Source organism: Streptomyces sp. bgisy159 (assembly GCF_057707805.1).
In genome coordinates this window covers 87,389-99,262 of record NZ_JBYIQX010000006.1, presented here as the reverse complement: position 1 = coordinate 99,262, position 11,874 = coordinate 87,389, and the positions used below count along the sequence as shown (strand labels likewise).

General features: G+C 73.4%; 14 protein-coding genes. 8 read left to right on the top strand and 6 right to left on the bottom strand.

Annotated elements, in window-relative coordinates; translation table 11 throughout:
* The first annotated feature begins 22 nt into the window (after positions 1-22).
* From AC3ET3_RS08715 to hypA, 8 genes are read left to right on the top strand one after another with little or no spacing between them, the layout of a single operon-like run.
* Positions 23-568 carry a hemerythrin domain-containing protein gene (locus AC3ET3_RS08715; protein WP_432138005.1) on the top strand — a complete coding sequence of 182 codons (546 nt, stop codon included), beginning with the start codon at positions 23-25 and terminating at the stop codon, positions 566-568.
* Positions 565-1,653, top strand: coding sequence for an NADH-quinone oxidoreductase subunit B family protein (locus tag AC3ET3_RS08710; protein WP_432138006.1), 1,089 nt, complete (start codon positions 565-567; stop codon positions 1,651-1,653). The genes AC3ET3_RS08715 and AC3ET3_RS08710 overlap by 4 nt, the downstream gene beginning before the upstream one ends.
* Before the next feature lie 33 nt (positions 1,654-1,686).
* A complete protein-coding gene (locus AC3ET3_RS08705) occupies positions 1,687-3,489 on the top strand; it encodes a nickel-dependent hydrogenase large subunit (protein WP_432138007.1) in 1,803 nt (600 codons plus the stop codon).
* Positions 3,479-4,075, top strand: a complete 597-nt coding sequence (locus AC3ET3_RS08700; RefSeq protein ID WP_435611929.1) for a NifU family protein — start codon at positions 3,479-3,481, stop codon at positions 4,073-4,075. The genes AC3ET3_RS08705 and AC3ET3_RS08700 overlap by 11 nt, the downstream gene beginning before the upstream one ends.
* On the top strand, positions 4,072-4,710 hold the full coding sequence (locus AC3ET3_RS08695; RefSeq protein ID WP_432138009.1) for a DUF5947 family protein: 639 nt from the start codon (positions 4,072-4,074) through the stop codon (positions 4,708-4,710). The genes AC3ET3_RS08700 and AC3ET3_RS08695 overlap by 4 nt, the downstream gene beginning before the upstream one ends.
* Entirely contained in the window at positions 4,677-4,883 is a 207-nt protein-coding gene (locus AC3ET3_RS08690) for a hypothetical protein (protein ID WP_432138010.1), read from the top strand. The genes AC3ET3_RS08695 and AC3ET3_RS08690 overlap by 34 nt, the downstream gene beginning before the upstream one ends.
* A 47-nt stretch (positions 4,884-4,930) precedes the next feature.
* Positions 4,931-5,089, top strand: a complete 159-nt coding sequence (locus AC3ET3_RS08685) for a hypothetical protein (RefSeq protein WP_432138011.1) — start codon at positions 4,931-4,933, stop codon at positions 5,087-5,089.
* A gap of 5 nt (positions 5,090-5,094) precedes the next feature.
* The gene (gene hypA, locus AC3ET3_RS08680) at positions 5,095-5,454 is read left to right on the top strand and encodes a hydrogenase maturation nickel metallochaperone HypA (protein ID WP_432138012.1); all 360 of its coding nucleotides are present in this window, start codon (positions 5,095-5,097) and stop codon (positions 5,452-5,454) included.
* Positions 5,455-5,572: 118 nt separating this feature from the next.
* Here the strand turns inward: hypA and hypE are convergent, their stop codons facing one another.
* The 6 genes from hypE to AC3ET3_RS08650 are packed head-to-tail and all read right to left on the bottom strand — an operon-like array spanning position 5,573 to position 11,849.
* Complete coding sequence (gene hypE, locus AC3ET3_RS08675) at positions 5,573-6,646, bottom strand: hydrogenase expression/formation protein HypE (protein ID WP_432157363.1); 1,074 nt, start codon at positions 6,644-6,646, stop codon at positions 5,573-5,575.
* The gene (gene hypD, locus AC3ET3_RS08670; protein WP_432157364.1) at positions 6,639-7,775 is read right to left on the bottom strand and encodes a hydrogenase formation protein HypD; all 1,137 of its coding nucleotides are present in this window, start codon (positions 7,773-7,775) and stop codon (positions 6,639-6,641) included. Before hypD ends, hypE begins: the two co-directional genes overlap by 8 nt.
* Positions 7,772-8,080 (bottom strand): HypC/HybG/HupF family hydrogenase formation chaperone, encoded by a 309-nt coding sequence (locus AC3ET3_RS08665; RefSeq protein WP_432138015.1) that lies wholly within the window; start codon positions 8,078-8,080, stop codon positions 7,772-7,774. Before AC3ET3_RS08665 ends, hypD begins: the two co-directional genes overlap by 4 nt.
* Before the next feature lie 3 nt (positions 8,081-8,083).
* Positions 8,084-10,486 carry a carbamoyltransferase HypF gene (gene hypF, locus AC3ET3_RS08660; protein WP_435611928.1) on the bottom strand — a complete coding sequence of 801 codons (2,403 nt, stop codon included), beginning with the start codon at positions 10,484-10,486 and terminating at the stop codon, positions 8,084-8,086.
* Positions 10,483-11,193, bottom strand: a complete 711-nt coding sequence (hypB, locus tag AC3ET3_RS08655; protein ID WP_432138103.1) for a hydrogenase nickel incorporation protein HypB — start codon at positions 11,191-11,193, stop codon at positions 10,483-10,485. Before hypB ends, hypF begins: the two co-directional genes overlap by 4 nt.
* On the bottom strand, positions 11,193-11,849 hold the full coding sequence (locus tag AC3ET3_RS08650) for a hydrogenase maturation protease (protein ID WP_432138017.1): 657 nt from the start codon (positions 11,847-11,849) through the stop codon (positions 11,193-11,195). Before AC3ET3_RS08650 ends, hypB begins: the two co-directional genes overlap by 1 nt.
* Positions 11,850-11,874 lie beyond the last annotated feature (25 nt).

Below are 11,874 nucleotides of genomic sequence, written 5' to 3'. Positions count from 1 at the left end.
ACCACAGACGAGGCAGGACGCGATGGACGCCCTTGAGGTACTGGTCCACGACCACCGCATGGTGGAACAGCTGTTCCGCAACTACCACGCCGGCGCCTCCGACGCCCAGCGCCGGGCCGTCGTCGAGCTGCTCGTGCGGGAACTGTCCAAGCACGCCGCCCTGGAGGAGATGCTGATCTACCCGCTCGCCCGCGAGGTGCTCCCCGACGGCGCCCGCGAGGTCGACGACCGCCTCGGCGAGCACATGGCCCTGAAGAAGACCCTCCTCGCACTGGACCGGCTCTCCGCGGGCGACGACCGCACCGACGCACTCGTCGCCGAGCTGCGCCGGGAGGTCGAGGAGCACGTGCACGAGGAAGAGACCGAGTTCATGCCCCGCCTGCGCGCGGCCGTCTCCCAGGAGCGGCTGGACCGGCTCGGCGAGGAGCTGGCCAAGGCCAAGCGGGGCGCGCCCACCCGGCCCCACCCGCACGCTCCGGACCGCCCGCCCGGCCTCACCCTGGCCGCGCCGATGGCCGCCGCGTACGACAGGGCACGGGACCGACTGCAAGGGAGGCCGAGGACATGACCGTTGAGAGCGGCACCACCGACGTGAGCAAGGAACCCGACCGTGCGCAGGCGCGCGAAGGGTTCGACGAGATCCACATTCTCTGGATCTCCGAGGGGATGAGCTGCGACGGCGACACCGTCTCGCTCACCGCCGCCGGACAGCCCTCCATCGAGGACCTCATAGAAGGGCTGATCCCCGGCCTGCCGAAGGTGCACCTGCACAACAAGGTGCTGTCACCGAGCCTCGGCGGCGAGGACTTCCTCGCCCCCTACCGGGCCGCGGCGCGCGGCGAACTCGCCCCGTTCATCCTCGTCCTGGAGGGGTCCGTCCCCAACCAGAACATCATCGAGGGCGACGGCTACTGGACGTCCTTCGGCAACGACCCGGAGACCGGCGAACCGCAGACGCTCAACGAGTGGATCGACCAACTCGCCCCCAGGGCGTGGGCGATCGTCGCCGCCGGCACCTGCGCCACCTACGGCGGTATCCACGCCATGGCCGGCAACCCCACCGGTGCCATGGGACTCTCCGACTACCTGGGCTGGGACTTCAGGACACAGGGCGCGCTGCCCGTCGTCAACGTACCCGGCTGCCCCATCCAGCCGGAGAACTTCATGGAGACCCTGGTCTGGGTGCTCCACCACGCGGCCGGCGCCGCCCCGCCGCCCCCGCTGGACCACATGCTGCGCCCGCAGTGGCTGTTCGGGAGAACGGTCCACGAGGGCTGCGACCGGGCCGCCTACTACGAGCAGGCCGACTTCGCCAAGGACTACAACGCCCCCAAATGCCAGGTGAAAGTGGGCTGCTGGGGCCCGGTGGTCAACTGCAACGTGCCCAAGCGCGGCTGGATGAACGGCGTCGGCGGCTGCCCCAACGTCGGCGGCATCTGCATCGGGTGCACCATGCCCGGCTTCCCCGACGCGTTCATGCCGTTCATGGACGAGCCCACCGGCGGCAGCCTGTCGTCGATCCTCATCAAGCCCTACGGGGCGTTCATCCGCCGGATGCGCGGCATCACCAGTGTCGCCGTGAACCGCGAACCCAAGTGGCACCACAACGAGCCCGAACTCACCAGCGGCTACGACCCCTACTGGCGGCCGTGACCCCCGCCGGCACCCCACACATCAGGAAGTGACATGACACAGACCGAGGACCGGGCCGGGACCGGCGAGCGCAAACCCGCTCAGCTCGTCGACATGTCCTGGGACCCGATCACCCGGATCATCGGCAACCTGGGCATCTACACGAAGATCGACTTCGCCAACCGCGAGGTGGTCGAGTGCCACAGCACCTCGTCGCTCTTCCGCGGCTACTCGGTGTTCATGAAGGGCAAGGACCCCCGTGACGCCGGTTTCATCACCTCGCGGATCTGCGGCATCTGCGGCGACAACCACACCACCTGCTCCAACTACGCGCAGCAGATGGCCTACGGGATCAAACCGCCGCCGCTCGCCGAGCACATCGTCAACCTCGGCGAAGCCGCCGAGTACATGTTCGACCACACGATCTTCCAGGACAACCTGGTCTTCGTCGACTTCTGCGAGGCCATGGTCAAGGCGACCAACCCGGGCGTCCTGGCCCGCGCCGAGCGCACCGACGCGCCGAGGGCGCAGATCCACGGCTTCCGCACCATCGCCGACATCATGCGCTCGTTCAACCCCTTCGAGGGCGAGACGTACAAAGAGGCGCTGAAGGTCAGCAGGCTGACCCGGGAGATGTTCTGCAAGATGGAGGGACGCCACGTCCACCCGTCGACCCTGTACCCCGGCGGCGTCGGCACCATGGCGACCCCCACCCTCTTCACCGACTACCTCTCCGCCCTGATGAAGGTCCTGGACTTCGTCAAGCAGTCCGTCGCGATGAACGACGACGTCTTCGACTTCTTCTACGAGGCCCTGCCCGGCTACGAGGAGGTCGGCCGCCGCCGTATCCTGCTGGGCTGCTGGGGCGCGTTCCAGAACCCCGACGTCTGCGACTACCGCTACGAGACGATGAACGACTGGGGCAAGGCGATGCACGTCACCCCCGGCATCATCGTCGACGGCGAACTGGTCACCAACAACCTGGTCGACATCAACCTCGGCATGCGCATCATGCTCGGCAGCTCCTACTACGAGGACTGGCGGACCGAGGAACCCTTCGTCACCCACGACCCGCTCGGCAACCCCGTCGACATGCGCCACCCGTGGAACCAGACCACCGTCCCGGTGCCGCAGAAGCGCGACTTCGACGGCAACTACAGCTGGGTGATGAGCCCCCGCTGGTACCACCAGCAGACCGACCGGCACCTGGCCCTGGACACCGGCGGCGGCCCCCTCGCCCGGCTGTGGTCCACCGCCCTCAACGGCCTCGTCGACACCGAGTACGTCAAGGCCACCGGCCACAGCGTGCGCATCACGCTGCCCAGGAGCGAGAAGCTGCCCGAGCAGACGCTGGAGTGGAGCATCCCGCGGTGGAGCAACACCATCGAGCGTGACCGGGCACGCCCCTACTTCGTCGCGTACGCCGCCGCCATGGCCCTCGACTTCGTGGAGAAGGCGATGAACCTGGTCCGGGCCGGCGAGACCAAGGTGTTCGAGAACTTCGAGGTGCCCGAGGAGGCCATCGGCTGCGGCTTCCACGAGGCCGTGCGCGGCGTCCTCTCCCACCACCTCGTCATCAAGGACAAGAAGATCGCCAACTACCACCCGTACCCGCCCACCCCGTGGAACGCCAGCCCGCGCGACAGCTACGGCACCCCCGGCCCCTACGAGGACGCCGTCCAGGGCCAGCCCATCTTCGAGGAGAACGGGCCCGACGACTTCAAGGGCGTCGACATCATGCGCACCGTGCGCAGCTTCGACCCCTGCCTGCCGTGCGGCGTCCACATGTACCTCGGCAAGGGCAACACCCTCACCACGGTGCACTCGCCGACGTACGGGGCCGGCCATGGCGGCTGACACCCCCGCGGCCGGGACTCCCGCCGCCGAGCCGGCCACGGCCGGGGCCACCCGGCTCGGCGCCGACGCCGTGGCCGCCCGCCTGGCCCGCGTCGACGACCTGCTCGAACGCCTGGAGAGCAGTCCCGGGCCCACTTCCCGGGACGCCCTGGCGGCGGTACGCGCCCTGACCGAGGTGTACGGCGAGGCCCTGGCCCGCGTCCTGGACCGCGCCGACCCGGCCCTGGCGGCGGCGCTGGCCGACGACGAACTCCTCGGGCACCTGATGGTGCTGCACGACGTCCACCCCGAGCAGGTGCTGCCCCGGCTGGACCGCGCCGTCGAACGGCTGCGCGGCCCCCTGCGTGAGCGCGGCGGAGACCTGGAACTGGTCGGCGTCGACGAGGGAGTGGCGCGGGTACGGCTGCGCGCCGGCGGCTGCGGCTCGACGGCCGCCGGCGTCATGGACGCCGTCCGCGACACCCTCCTCGCCGTCGCCCCCGAACTGCACGGCGTCGAACGCGCCCCCGAACCCGGCGGCACCGCCGCCTTCGTACCGCTGGACACCCTCACCCTCGCGCCCGGCCGCCGGCGGGGGACGCCATGAACACCGGCGGCGCGCTCGCCCGGGTCATCCGCTCCGGCGCCGACCTGCGCACGGCGGCCGAGGAACGCTGCGAGCTGTGCGCGGCCCCCGTGCCGCAAGGCCACCGCCACCTGTACGACGGCGAACGGCAGGAGGTGCTCTGCGCCTGCCGCCCCTGCTCGCTGCTGTTCGTCCGGGACGGAACGAGCGGGGCCCACTACCGGCTGATCCCGGAACGCCGTTTGCGGCTGCCCCCGCTGGACACCGCCCCACTCGGCGTCCCCGTCGGCCTGGCCTTCTTCGTCCCGCACGCCGACGGCACCGTCGTGGCCCACTACCCCGGGCCCGCCGGCGCCGTCCACGGGCAGGTGGCCGCCGCCGCGTGGCGGGAGGTGGCCACCGGGTGTCCACTGGTGGGAAGCGTGGCCCCCGACGTGGAGGCCCTGCTGATGAACACCGCGCGCGGGGCCGGCCACCACTGGATCGTGCCGGTCGACGACTGCTTCCGGCTGGTCGCTCTCGTACGGCGGGAGTGGCGCGGACTGTCCGGCGGCACCCGCGTGTGGCCGGCCGTCGAGCGGTTCTTCACGGACCTGGCCGACAGCACCGAAGGGAGTACCACATGGGAAGCATCCGGGTCGGAAGACCGGCCGTGAAGCCGGACACCCCCACCCACGTCTTCGGCCTCCACCAGGGCAACAAGGGCCCTTACGGACACCAGGCCGGCCACCACAAGGACGGCACCGCCGACGCGCGCCGCTCCACCGGCATCCACTGGAAGAAACACAACGCGATCCTCAAGGCCATGCCCAACATCCCCCCGGGCTGAGCCGGGGCGGGACCGGGACCGGCCCCAGGAAGCAGAAAGAAGGAGAGATGGCACAGCTGACGGCCCGGCGGGTCCTGACCGCCCAGGCGGCGCTCGTCTCCGCCGCCGCCCTGGCCCTGCTGATCAGGGAGATGCCCGGCCTCGTGCGCGAGATCAGGATCTGGCGGATGGTGGGTTCCCCGGCCGGCTCCCACCACTCAGGGTGACGGCCGTGCACGAACTGTCGATCGCCACCGCGATCGTCGAACAGGCCGACGAGGCGGCCCGCGCACACGGCGCGGGCCGCCCCGTGTCCGCGGTGAACGTGCGCGTCGGCGAACTCTCCGGCGTCGTCCCCGACGCCCTCGCCTTCGCCTTCGACGTGGCCCGCGACGGCACCACCCTCGCCGCGGCCGACCTGGTCGTGCAGGAGGTGGCCGCCGTCGCCCACTGCGCGCCCTGTGACACGGAGTTCGCGGTCGGCGTACCGCCCTTCTTCTGGTGCCCGCGCTGCGACCGGCCCTCCGACGGGCTGCGCAGCGGACGGGAACTGGAGATCACCGGCATCGAGTTCGCCGAGACGGCGCACTGAGAACCGACGGCCCGCGCCGTGCGCGGCGCGGGCCGTCGGCCGTGCGGGGACACGGGACACCCGGCGGTAGGCCGCGAGCGGCCGGCCGGACCACGCGTCCCCGGTCCCGGTACCGGCCTCAGCAGATCCGGGGCAGCTGCTCACCCAGCGGCAGGTCCACCACCCGTGTCCCGCCCAGGCCGGTCGACGCCACCACCATCCCGGGGTGCTCGGCGACACACTCGCCGATGACCGCCGCGCCCGCCCCCTGCGGATGCGCGCGCATCGCCGCGAGCACCGCCTCCGCGTGCTCCGGCGGCACGAAGGCCACCAGCCGCCCCTCGTTGGCGACGTACCACGGGTCCAGCCCGAGGAACCCGCAGGCGTTCGCCACCGCGTCCGGCACCGGGACGGCGCGCTCCGACAGCCGCACACCGGTGCCCGAGGCGCGCGCGATCTCGTTGAGGGCGGCGGCCAGGCCGCCCCGGGTCGGGTCGCGCAGCGCGTGCAGGTCGGGGGTCACCGACAGCATCGTCGCCACCAGCGCGGCCAGCGGGGCGGTGTCGGAGGCGATCTCGACACCGAACTCGATGCCCTCGCGCACACTCATGATGGCCACCCCGTGCAGGCCGACCGGCCCGCTGACGATCACGACGTCGCCGGGCCGCGCCCGGTCGGGGCGGATGTCGACGCCGTCCGGGACGAGCCCGACGCCCGACGTCGTCACGTACACCCCGTCCCCGTGGCCGGCCTCCACCACCTTGGTGTCCCCGGTGACGACGGTGACGTCCGCCGCCCGGGCCGCCGCACCGACCGCCCGGGCGACCCGTTCGACGACGTCCATGCCGACGCCCTCCTCCAGCACGAACGCCGTCGACAGGTACGCGGGCACGGCACCGCTCATCGCCAGGTCGTTGACCGTGCCGTTGACGGCCAGGTCGCCGATGCTGCCGCCGGGGAAGAACAGGGGCCGCACGACGTGGGAGTCGGTGGCGAAGGCCAGGCGGGCGCCGCCGAGCCGGACCACCGCCGAGTCGGCCAGCGCGGCCAGCGTGGCGTTGCCGTAGGCGGGTGCGAAGACGGTGTCGACGAGCTCCGCCGACAGTGCGCCGCCGCCCCCGTGCCCCATGACGACGACCGGTTGGTCGCGCAGCGGCGCGGGGCAGGACCAGACGGACGGGTCCACAGGTGCCGTGACGGTCGGGTCAGCCAACGGGGTTCATCTCCTTGGGGGCGGTCGCGGCCGGTGCGGTGCCGTCCATGCGCCGGTAGAGGTGGTACGCCGCGCACGCGCCCTCGCTGGAGACCATCGTGGCGCCCAGCGGGGTGCGCGGGGTGCAGGTGGTGCCGAACGCCGGGCACTCGGTCGGCTTGATCAGCCCCTGCAGCACCTCGCCGCTGCGGCACACGGCGGACTCCTCGGTGCGGATGCCGCTCACGTCGAAACGGTGCTCGGCGTCGTGGGCGCGGAAGGCCTCGGTCAGCCGCCAGCCGCTGTCCGGGATGCGTCCGATGCCCCGCCAGGAGCGGTCGGTGACCTCGAACACCTCCTCGATCATGCGCAGTGCCGCCGGGTTGCCGGCGTCCCGCACGGCCCGCGGGTAGGCGTTCTCCACCCGGTGCTCCCCGCGCTCCAGCTGGTGCACGGCGCGGCGGATGCCCTCCAGGATGTCCAGCGGTTCGAACCCGGTGACCACGATCGGCACCCGGTGCCGCTCGGCGAGGTCCGGGTACTCGGCGGTGCCCATCACGCTGCACACGTGTCCCGCGGCCAGAAACCCCTGCACCCGGCAGGCCGGTGCGGTCATGATGGCCTCGACGGCCGGCGGCACCCGCACGTGCGACACCAGCAGGCTGAAGTTGCCGACGCCGAGCCGGCGGGCCTGGTGGACGGCCATGGCGTTGGCGGGCGCGGTGGTCTCGAAGCCGATACCGAAGAACACCACCTCCCGGTCGGGGTGCCGGCGGGCGAGGTCGAGGGCGTCCATGGGGGAGTACACGACCCGGACGTCACCGCCCTCGCTGCGCACCCGGAACAGGTCGCGGTCGGTGCCCGGCACCCGCAGCATGTCCCCGAACGAGCAGAAGATCACCTCCGGCCGGGCGGCGATGGCCAGCGCCCGGTCGATGACCTCCAGCGGCGTCACACACACCGGACAGCCCGGACCGTGGATCAACTCCACCTGCTCGGGCAGGAGTTGATCGATGCCGTGCCGGATGATGGAGTGCGTCTGACCGCCGCACACCTCCATCAGCGCCCACGGCCGGGTCACCGTCGCGTGGATCTCGTCGAGCAGCTTGCGGGCCAGCTCCGGATCGTTGAACTCGTCGATGTACCTCACCGGGCTCCTTCCTCCTCAGCGGTACGGGGCTGACCGGCCTCCTGCGCCGCACGCCCCCAGGCGTCTCCGAACTCCTCCTCCAGCAGCCCCAGTTCCTCGAAGAGCCGCAGCGACGCCTGCGCCGACTCCTCGTCCAGCCGCTGCAGGGCGAACCCGACGTGGACGATCACGTACTCGCCGACCGCGACCTCGGGGACGTACTCCAGGCAGACGCGCTTGTGCACGCCGCCGAAGTCGATGAGCCCGGTCAGGGGGTCGCTGCCGTCCTCGATGGCCAGGACCCGGCCGGGCACTGCCAGACACATATGTCACTCCGTGTTGTCGGCGTGGGAGGTGGGGGAGGCGGGGAAGGCGGGGGAGGCGGGGGAGGCGGGGGAGGCTGGAGAGGTGGGGCAGGGGCGGTGGGCCGCCACCGCGAGCTGGCCCAGGGCGAGTCCGCCGTCGCCCGGCGGGACCTCCCGGTGCCGCAGGACCGTGAAGCCGTCCTCGGACAGCAGGGCGTGACTCGACTCCTCCAGCAGCGCGTTGGCGAACACTCCGCCGGTCAGGGCCACCGTCGCGATGCCGGTGTCCTGGCGCGCCCGCCGGCACACGGCCGCGACCGCCGCCGCCAGCGCGTGGTGGAAGCGGGCCGCGACCACGGCCGTCGGAGTGCCGTGCCGCAGGTCCGCGACGAGCGCCCGCAGCACGGGCGCCGGGTCGACGAGCACCGGGGCGCCCGCCGACAGGGCGAACGCGTAGCCACCGGTGTCCGCCGCCCCGGCCCGGCCGGCCGCCGCCTCCAGCGCCAGCGCGGCCTGCGCCTCGTGGTCCGCCCGGTGGCACAGACCGGTCAGCGAGGCGACGGCGTCGAACAGCCGGCCCGCGCTGGAGGTCGCCACACAGGCCAGGCCGCGCTCCAACTGCCGTGCCAGCACCCGGCGTTCCGCGGGCGAACAGGCCGCGGCGCTCGGGAGTTCCTCGTCCCACGGGATGCCTGCCGCGAACAGCCGGGCCAGGGCGGTCCGGCGGGGATGGGCCACCCCGGCGTCCCCGCCGGGCAGCGGAGCGGGCGCCAGATGCGCGAACCGGCGGTGGCGGCGGTAGTCGGCGATCAGCACCTCGCCGCCCCACACCGTGCCGTCGTCCCCGTAGCCGGTGCCGTCGAAGGCCACCCCGATCACCGGAACGGTGCCGTCCAGCCCGTGCTGGGCCATGGCGGAGGCGACGTGGGCGTGGTGGTGCTGGACCAGCCGCACCGGCCGGCCGTCCGCGTACCGGCGCGCCCACCGCGCCGAGTGATAGCCGGGGTGCCGGTCGGCGGCGACCACCTCCGGCCGGATGCCGGTCAGCCGCCGCAGCGTGCCCTCGACCCGCCCGAGCGCGTCCAGGCACGCCAGGTCGCCCAGGTCGCCGACGTGCGGTCCGAACCACGCCTGTGCGCCCGCGCCGAGACAGGGCGCGTTCTTCAGGTCACCGCCCGCGGCCAGCACCGGCGGCGCGGTGAACGGCAGCGCCAGCGGCCGGGGGACATAGCCCCGCGCACGGCGCAGCACCTGCTCGGTGCCGTCCGGCCGCACCCGCAGCACCGAGTCGTCGCAGGGCGACGTGATGGCGCGGTCGTGGGCGAGCCAGGCGTCGGCCAGACCGGCCAGCCGGGTCAGGGCCTCGGCGTCGTCGGTGACCAGGGGCTCACCGGAGCGGTTGCCGCTGGTCATCACCAGCAGCCGGGGGCCCGGCGGATCGCCCGGCAGCCCGAACAGCAGCGTGTGCACCGGGGTGTACGGCAGCACCACCCCCACATGCGGGCTGCCCGGGCACACCCCGGGGGCCAGCGGGCCGCCGCGCGGACGCAGCAGCACGATGGGGCGGCGGGGACCGGCCAGCGCGGCCCGCTCCGCCTCCCCGGCCTCCGCGATCTCCGCGACGGCGGCCAGGTCGGCGGCCATCACCGCGAACGGCTTGCCGGCGCGCCGCTTACGGGCCCGCAACTCGGCCACGGCCCGTTCGTCGGTGGCGTCGCAGGCCAGGTGGTAGCCGCCGAGACCCTTGACGGCGACGATCCGCCCGGCCGCCAGCAGCCGGCGTGCCGCCGTCAGCGCGTCGGCCCCCTCGACGGGCCGCAGTCCCAGCCCGGGAGCCGGGACCAGCCGCAGCCGGGGGCCGCAGTCCGGGCAGGCCACGGGCTGGGCGTGGAAGCGGCGGTCGCCCGGGTCGCCGTACTCCGCCGCGCACGCCGCGCACATCGGGAAGCCGCCCATGGTGGTCGTCGCCCGGTCGTACGGCAGCGCCGTGACGATGGTGAAGCGGGGCCCGCAGTGGGTGCAGGTGATGAACGGGTGGCGGTGGCGCCGGTCGGCCGGATCGGCCAGCTCACGCAGACACTCCGCGCAGGTCGCGGTGTCCGCCGGGAGTACCGTACGGCCCTCGCCCGGCTCGGAGGGCCGGATCGTGAAGCCGGTGTCCGCGCCGGTGGCGGGGACGGGCGCTCGGTCGACGCCGGTGACACAGGCGAGCGCGGGCGGCTCGGCCACCAGCCGGGCGCAGAACCGGTCCACGCCGTCGGGCGGCCCCTCGACCTCGATCAGCACCCCGCCCGAGTGGTTGGTCACGAAGCCGCCGAGTGCCTCCTCGGTGGCCAGCCGGTGCACGAACGGCCGGAACCCGACTCCCTGCACCACGCCCCGCACCCCTACCCGCAGCCGGACGGCCGCCGCGGCGGGGGCGGTCACGACGCGGCGTGCCGGTGCTCGGGCGCGGCCAGCGCGGGCCGATGCGGCGGGGCGCCGTCCCGTGCGGCGAGGACCCGCTCCAGCAGCGCGTCCACGCCCTCCCCGGTGCGCGCGCTGGTCCGTACGACGGGCACCCCCGGGTTGACCCGCTCGACGTTGCCCGCGAAGCCGTCCTCGTCGAAGCCGGCCGCGACCGCCAGGTCGGTCTTGGTCACCACCACCAGATGGGCGGAGCCGAAGGCGGTCGGGTACTTCAGCGGCTTGTCCTCGCCCTCGGTGACCGCCATCAGCACGATCCGCAGCGCCTCGCCGAGGTCGTAGGCCGCCGGGCAGACCAGGTTGCCGACGTTCTCCACGAAGAGCAGCTCGGCCGTCGGCGGCAGCCACCCGTCCAGATGGCCGCGGACCTGCTGCGCCTCCAGATGGCACAGGCCGCCCGTGAGCAGCTGTTTGACGGGGGCGCCCGAGCGGGCCAGCCGCCGGGCGTCGTTCTCCGTCGCCAGGTCGGCGGTGAGCGCCGCCACCGGGATCTCCCGTCGCACCGCCCGGGTCAGCACCTCCGTCAGCAGCTCGGTCTTGCCGCTGCCCGGACTCGACAGCAGATTGACGACGGTGACGCCCTGGCGGCCGAGATCGGTGCGCAGGGCGGCGGCCAGGTCGTCGTTCTTCGCCATCACGGCCTGCCTGACGTCCACGGACCGGCACATCATGCGTGCTCCTTGCTGGGCGGGAAGGTGAGGGGCGGGGAGTCGAGCGCGGAGCCGGCGGGCCGGGCCCCGCCCCGATCCTGCGCTCCGGGAGCCGCGGATCCCCGGGGACCGGCCGGAGGCGGGGCCCCGGATTCCTCCGCCCGGCCGAACACCAGTGGGGCGGCCGGGTCGGCGAGCAGCCGCCCCACCACGGTGTGCAGCAGCGGCACGGCGGCCGCGACGGCCGCCCGTACCGGATCGCTCAGACCGCCCACCACGTCGGCGTCGTGGTCCGGCAGCCGCTCCGGCTCACAGGCCAGCAGCACCACCCGGGGCAGCGGACCGTCGGTCAGCCGCGCGGCCAGGGCCAGCACCTTCACCGGGTCCATGCCGTGCGCCTCCGGGGCGGTGTCGGCGGCGGCGGGCGGCTCCGGGTCGACCACGGAGAGGGTGCCCGGGCGGTGGCCCCGCGGGGCGGCGTCGACCAGCACCACGGCGTCCCAGCCGTCGAGCAGGGTGTAGGCCAGGTCCAGCCCCCGGATGCCGAAGTCCCGCACCGTCACCCCCGCGGGCAGCGGGTGGTCGCGCAGCGCGACCACGACCTCCGGGCCGAAGGCGTCGTCGCCGAGGAAGATGTTGCCGACTCCGGCCACCAGCAGACGGGGAAAACTCAACGGACACTCCTCCACGCGGACGGGG

Bases quoted from the DNA above. Each gene is read 5' to 3' on its own strand.
- AC3ET3_RS08715 (WP_432138005.1), top strand. From the start codon at position 23: ATGGACGCCCTTGAGGTACTGGTCCACGACCACCGCATGGTGGAACAG.
- AC3ET3_RS08710 (WP_432138006.1), top strand. From the start codon at position 565: ATGACCGTTGAGAGCGGCACCACCGACGTGAGCAAGGAACCCGACCGT.
- AC3ET3_RS08705 (WP_432138007.1), top strand. From the start codon at position 1,687: ATGACACAGACCGAGGACCGGGCCGGGACCGGCGAGCGCAAACCCGCT.
- AC3ET3_RS08700 (WP_435611929.1), top strand. From the start codon at position 3,479: ATGGCGGCTGACACCCCCGCGGCCGGGACTCCCGCCGCCGAGCCGGCC.
- AC3ET3_RS08695 (WP_432138009.1), top strand. From the start codon at position 4,072: ATGAACACCGGCGGCGCGCTCGCCCGGGTCATCCGCTCCGGCGCCGAC.
- AC3ET3_RS08690 (WP_432138010.1), top strand. From the start codon at position 4,677: ATGGGAAGCATCCGGGTCGGAAGACCGGCCGTGAAGCCGGACACCCCC.
- AC3ET3_RS08685 (WP_432138011.1), top strand. From the start codon at position 4,931: ATGGCACAGCTGACGGCCCGGCGGGTCCTGACCGCCCAGGCGGCGCTC.
- AC3ET3_RS08665 (WP_432138015.1), bottom strand. From the start codon at position 8,080: ATGTGTCTGGCAGTGCCCGGCCGGGTCCTGGCCATCGAGGACGGCAGC.
- hypB (WP_432138103.1), bottom strand. From the start codon at position 11,193: ATGTGCCGGTCCGTGGACGTCAGGCAGGCCGTGATGGCGAAGAACGAC.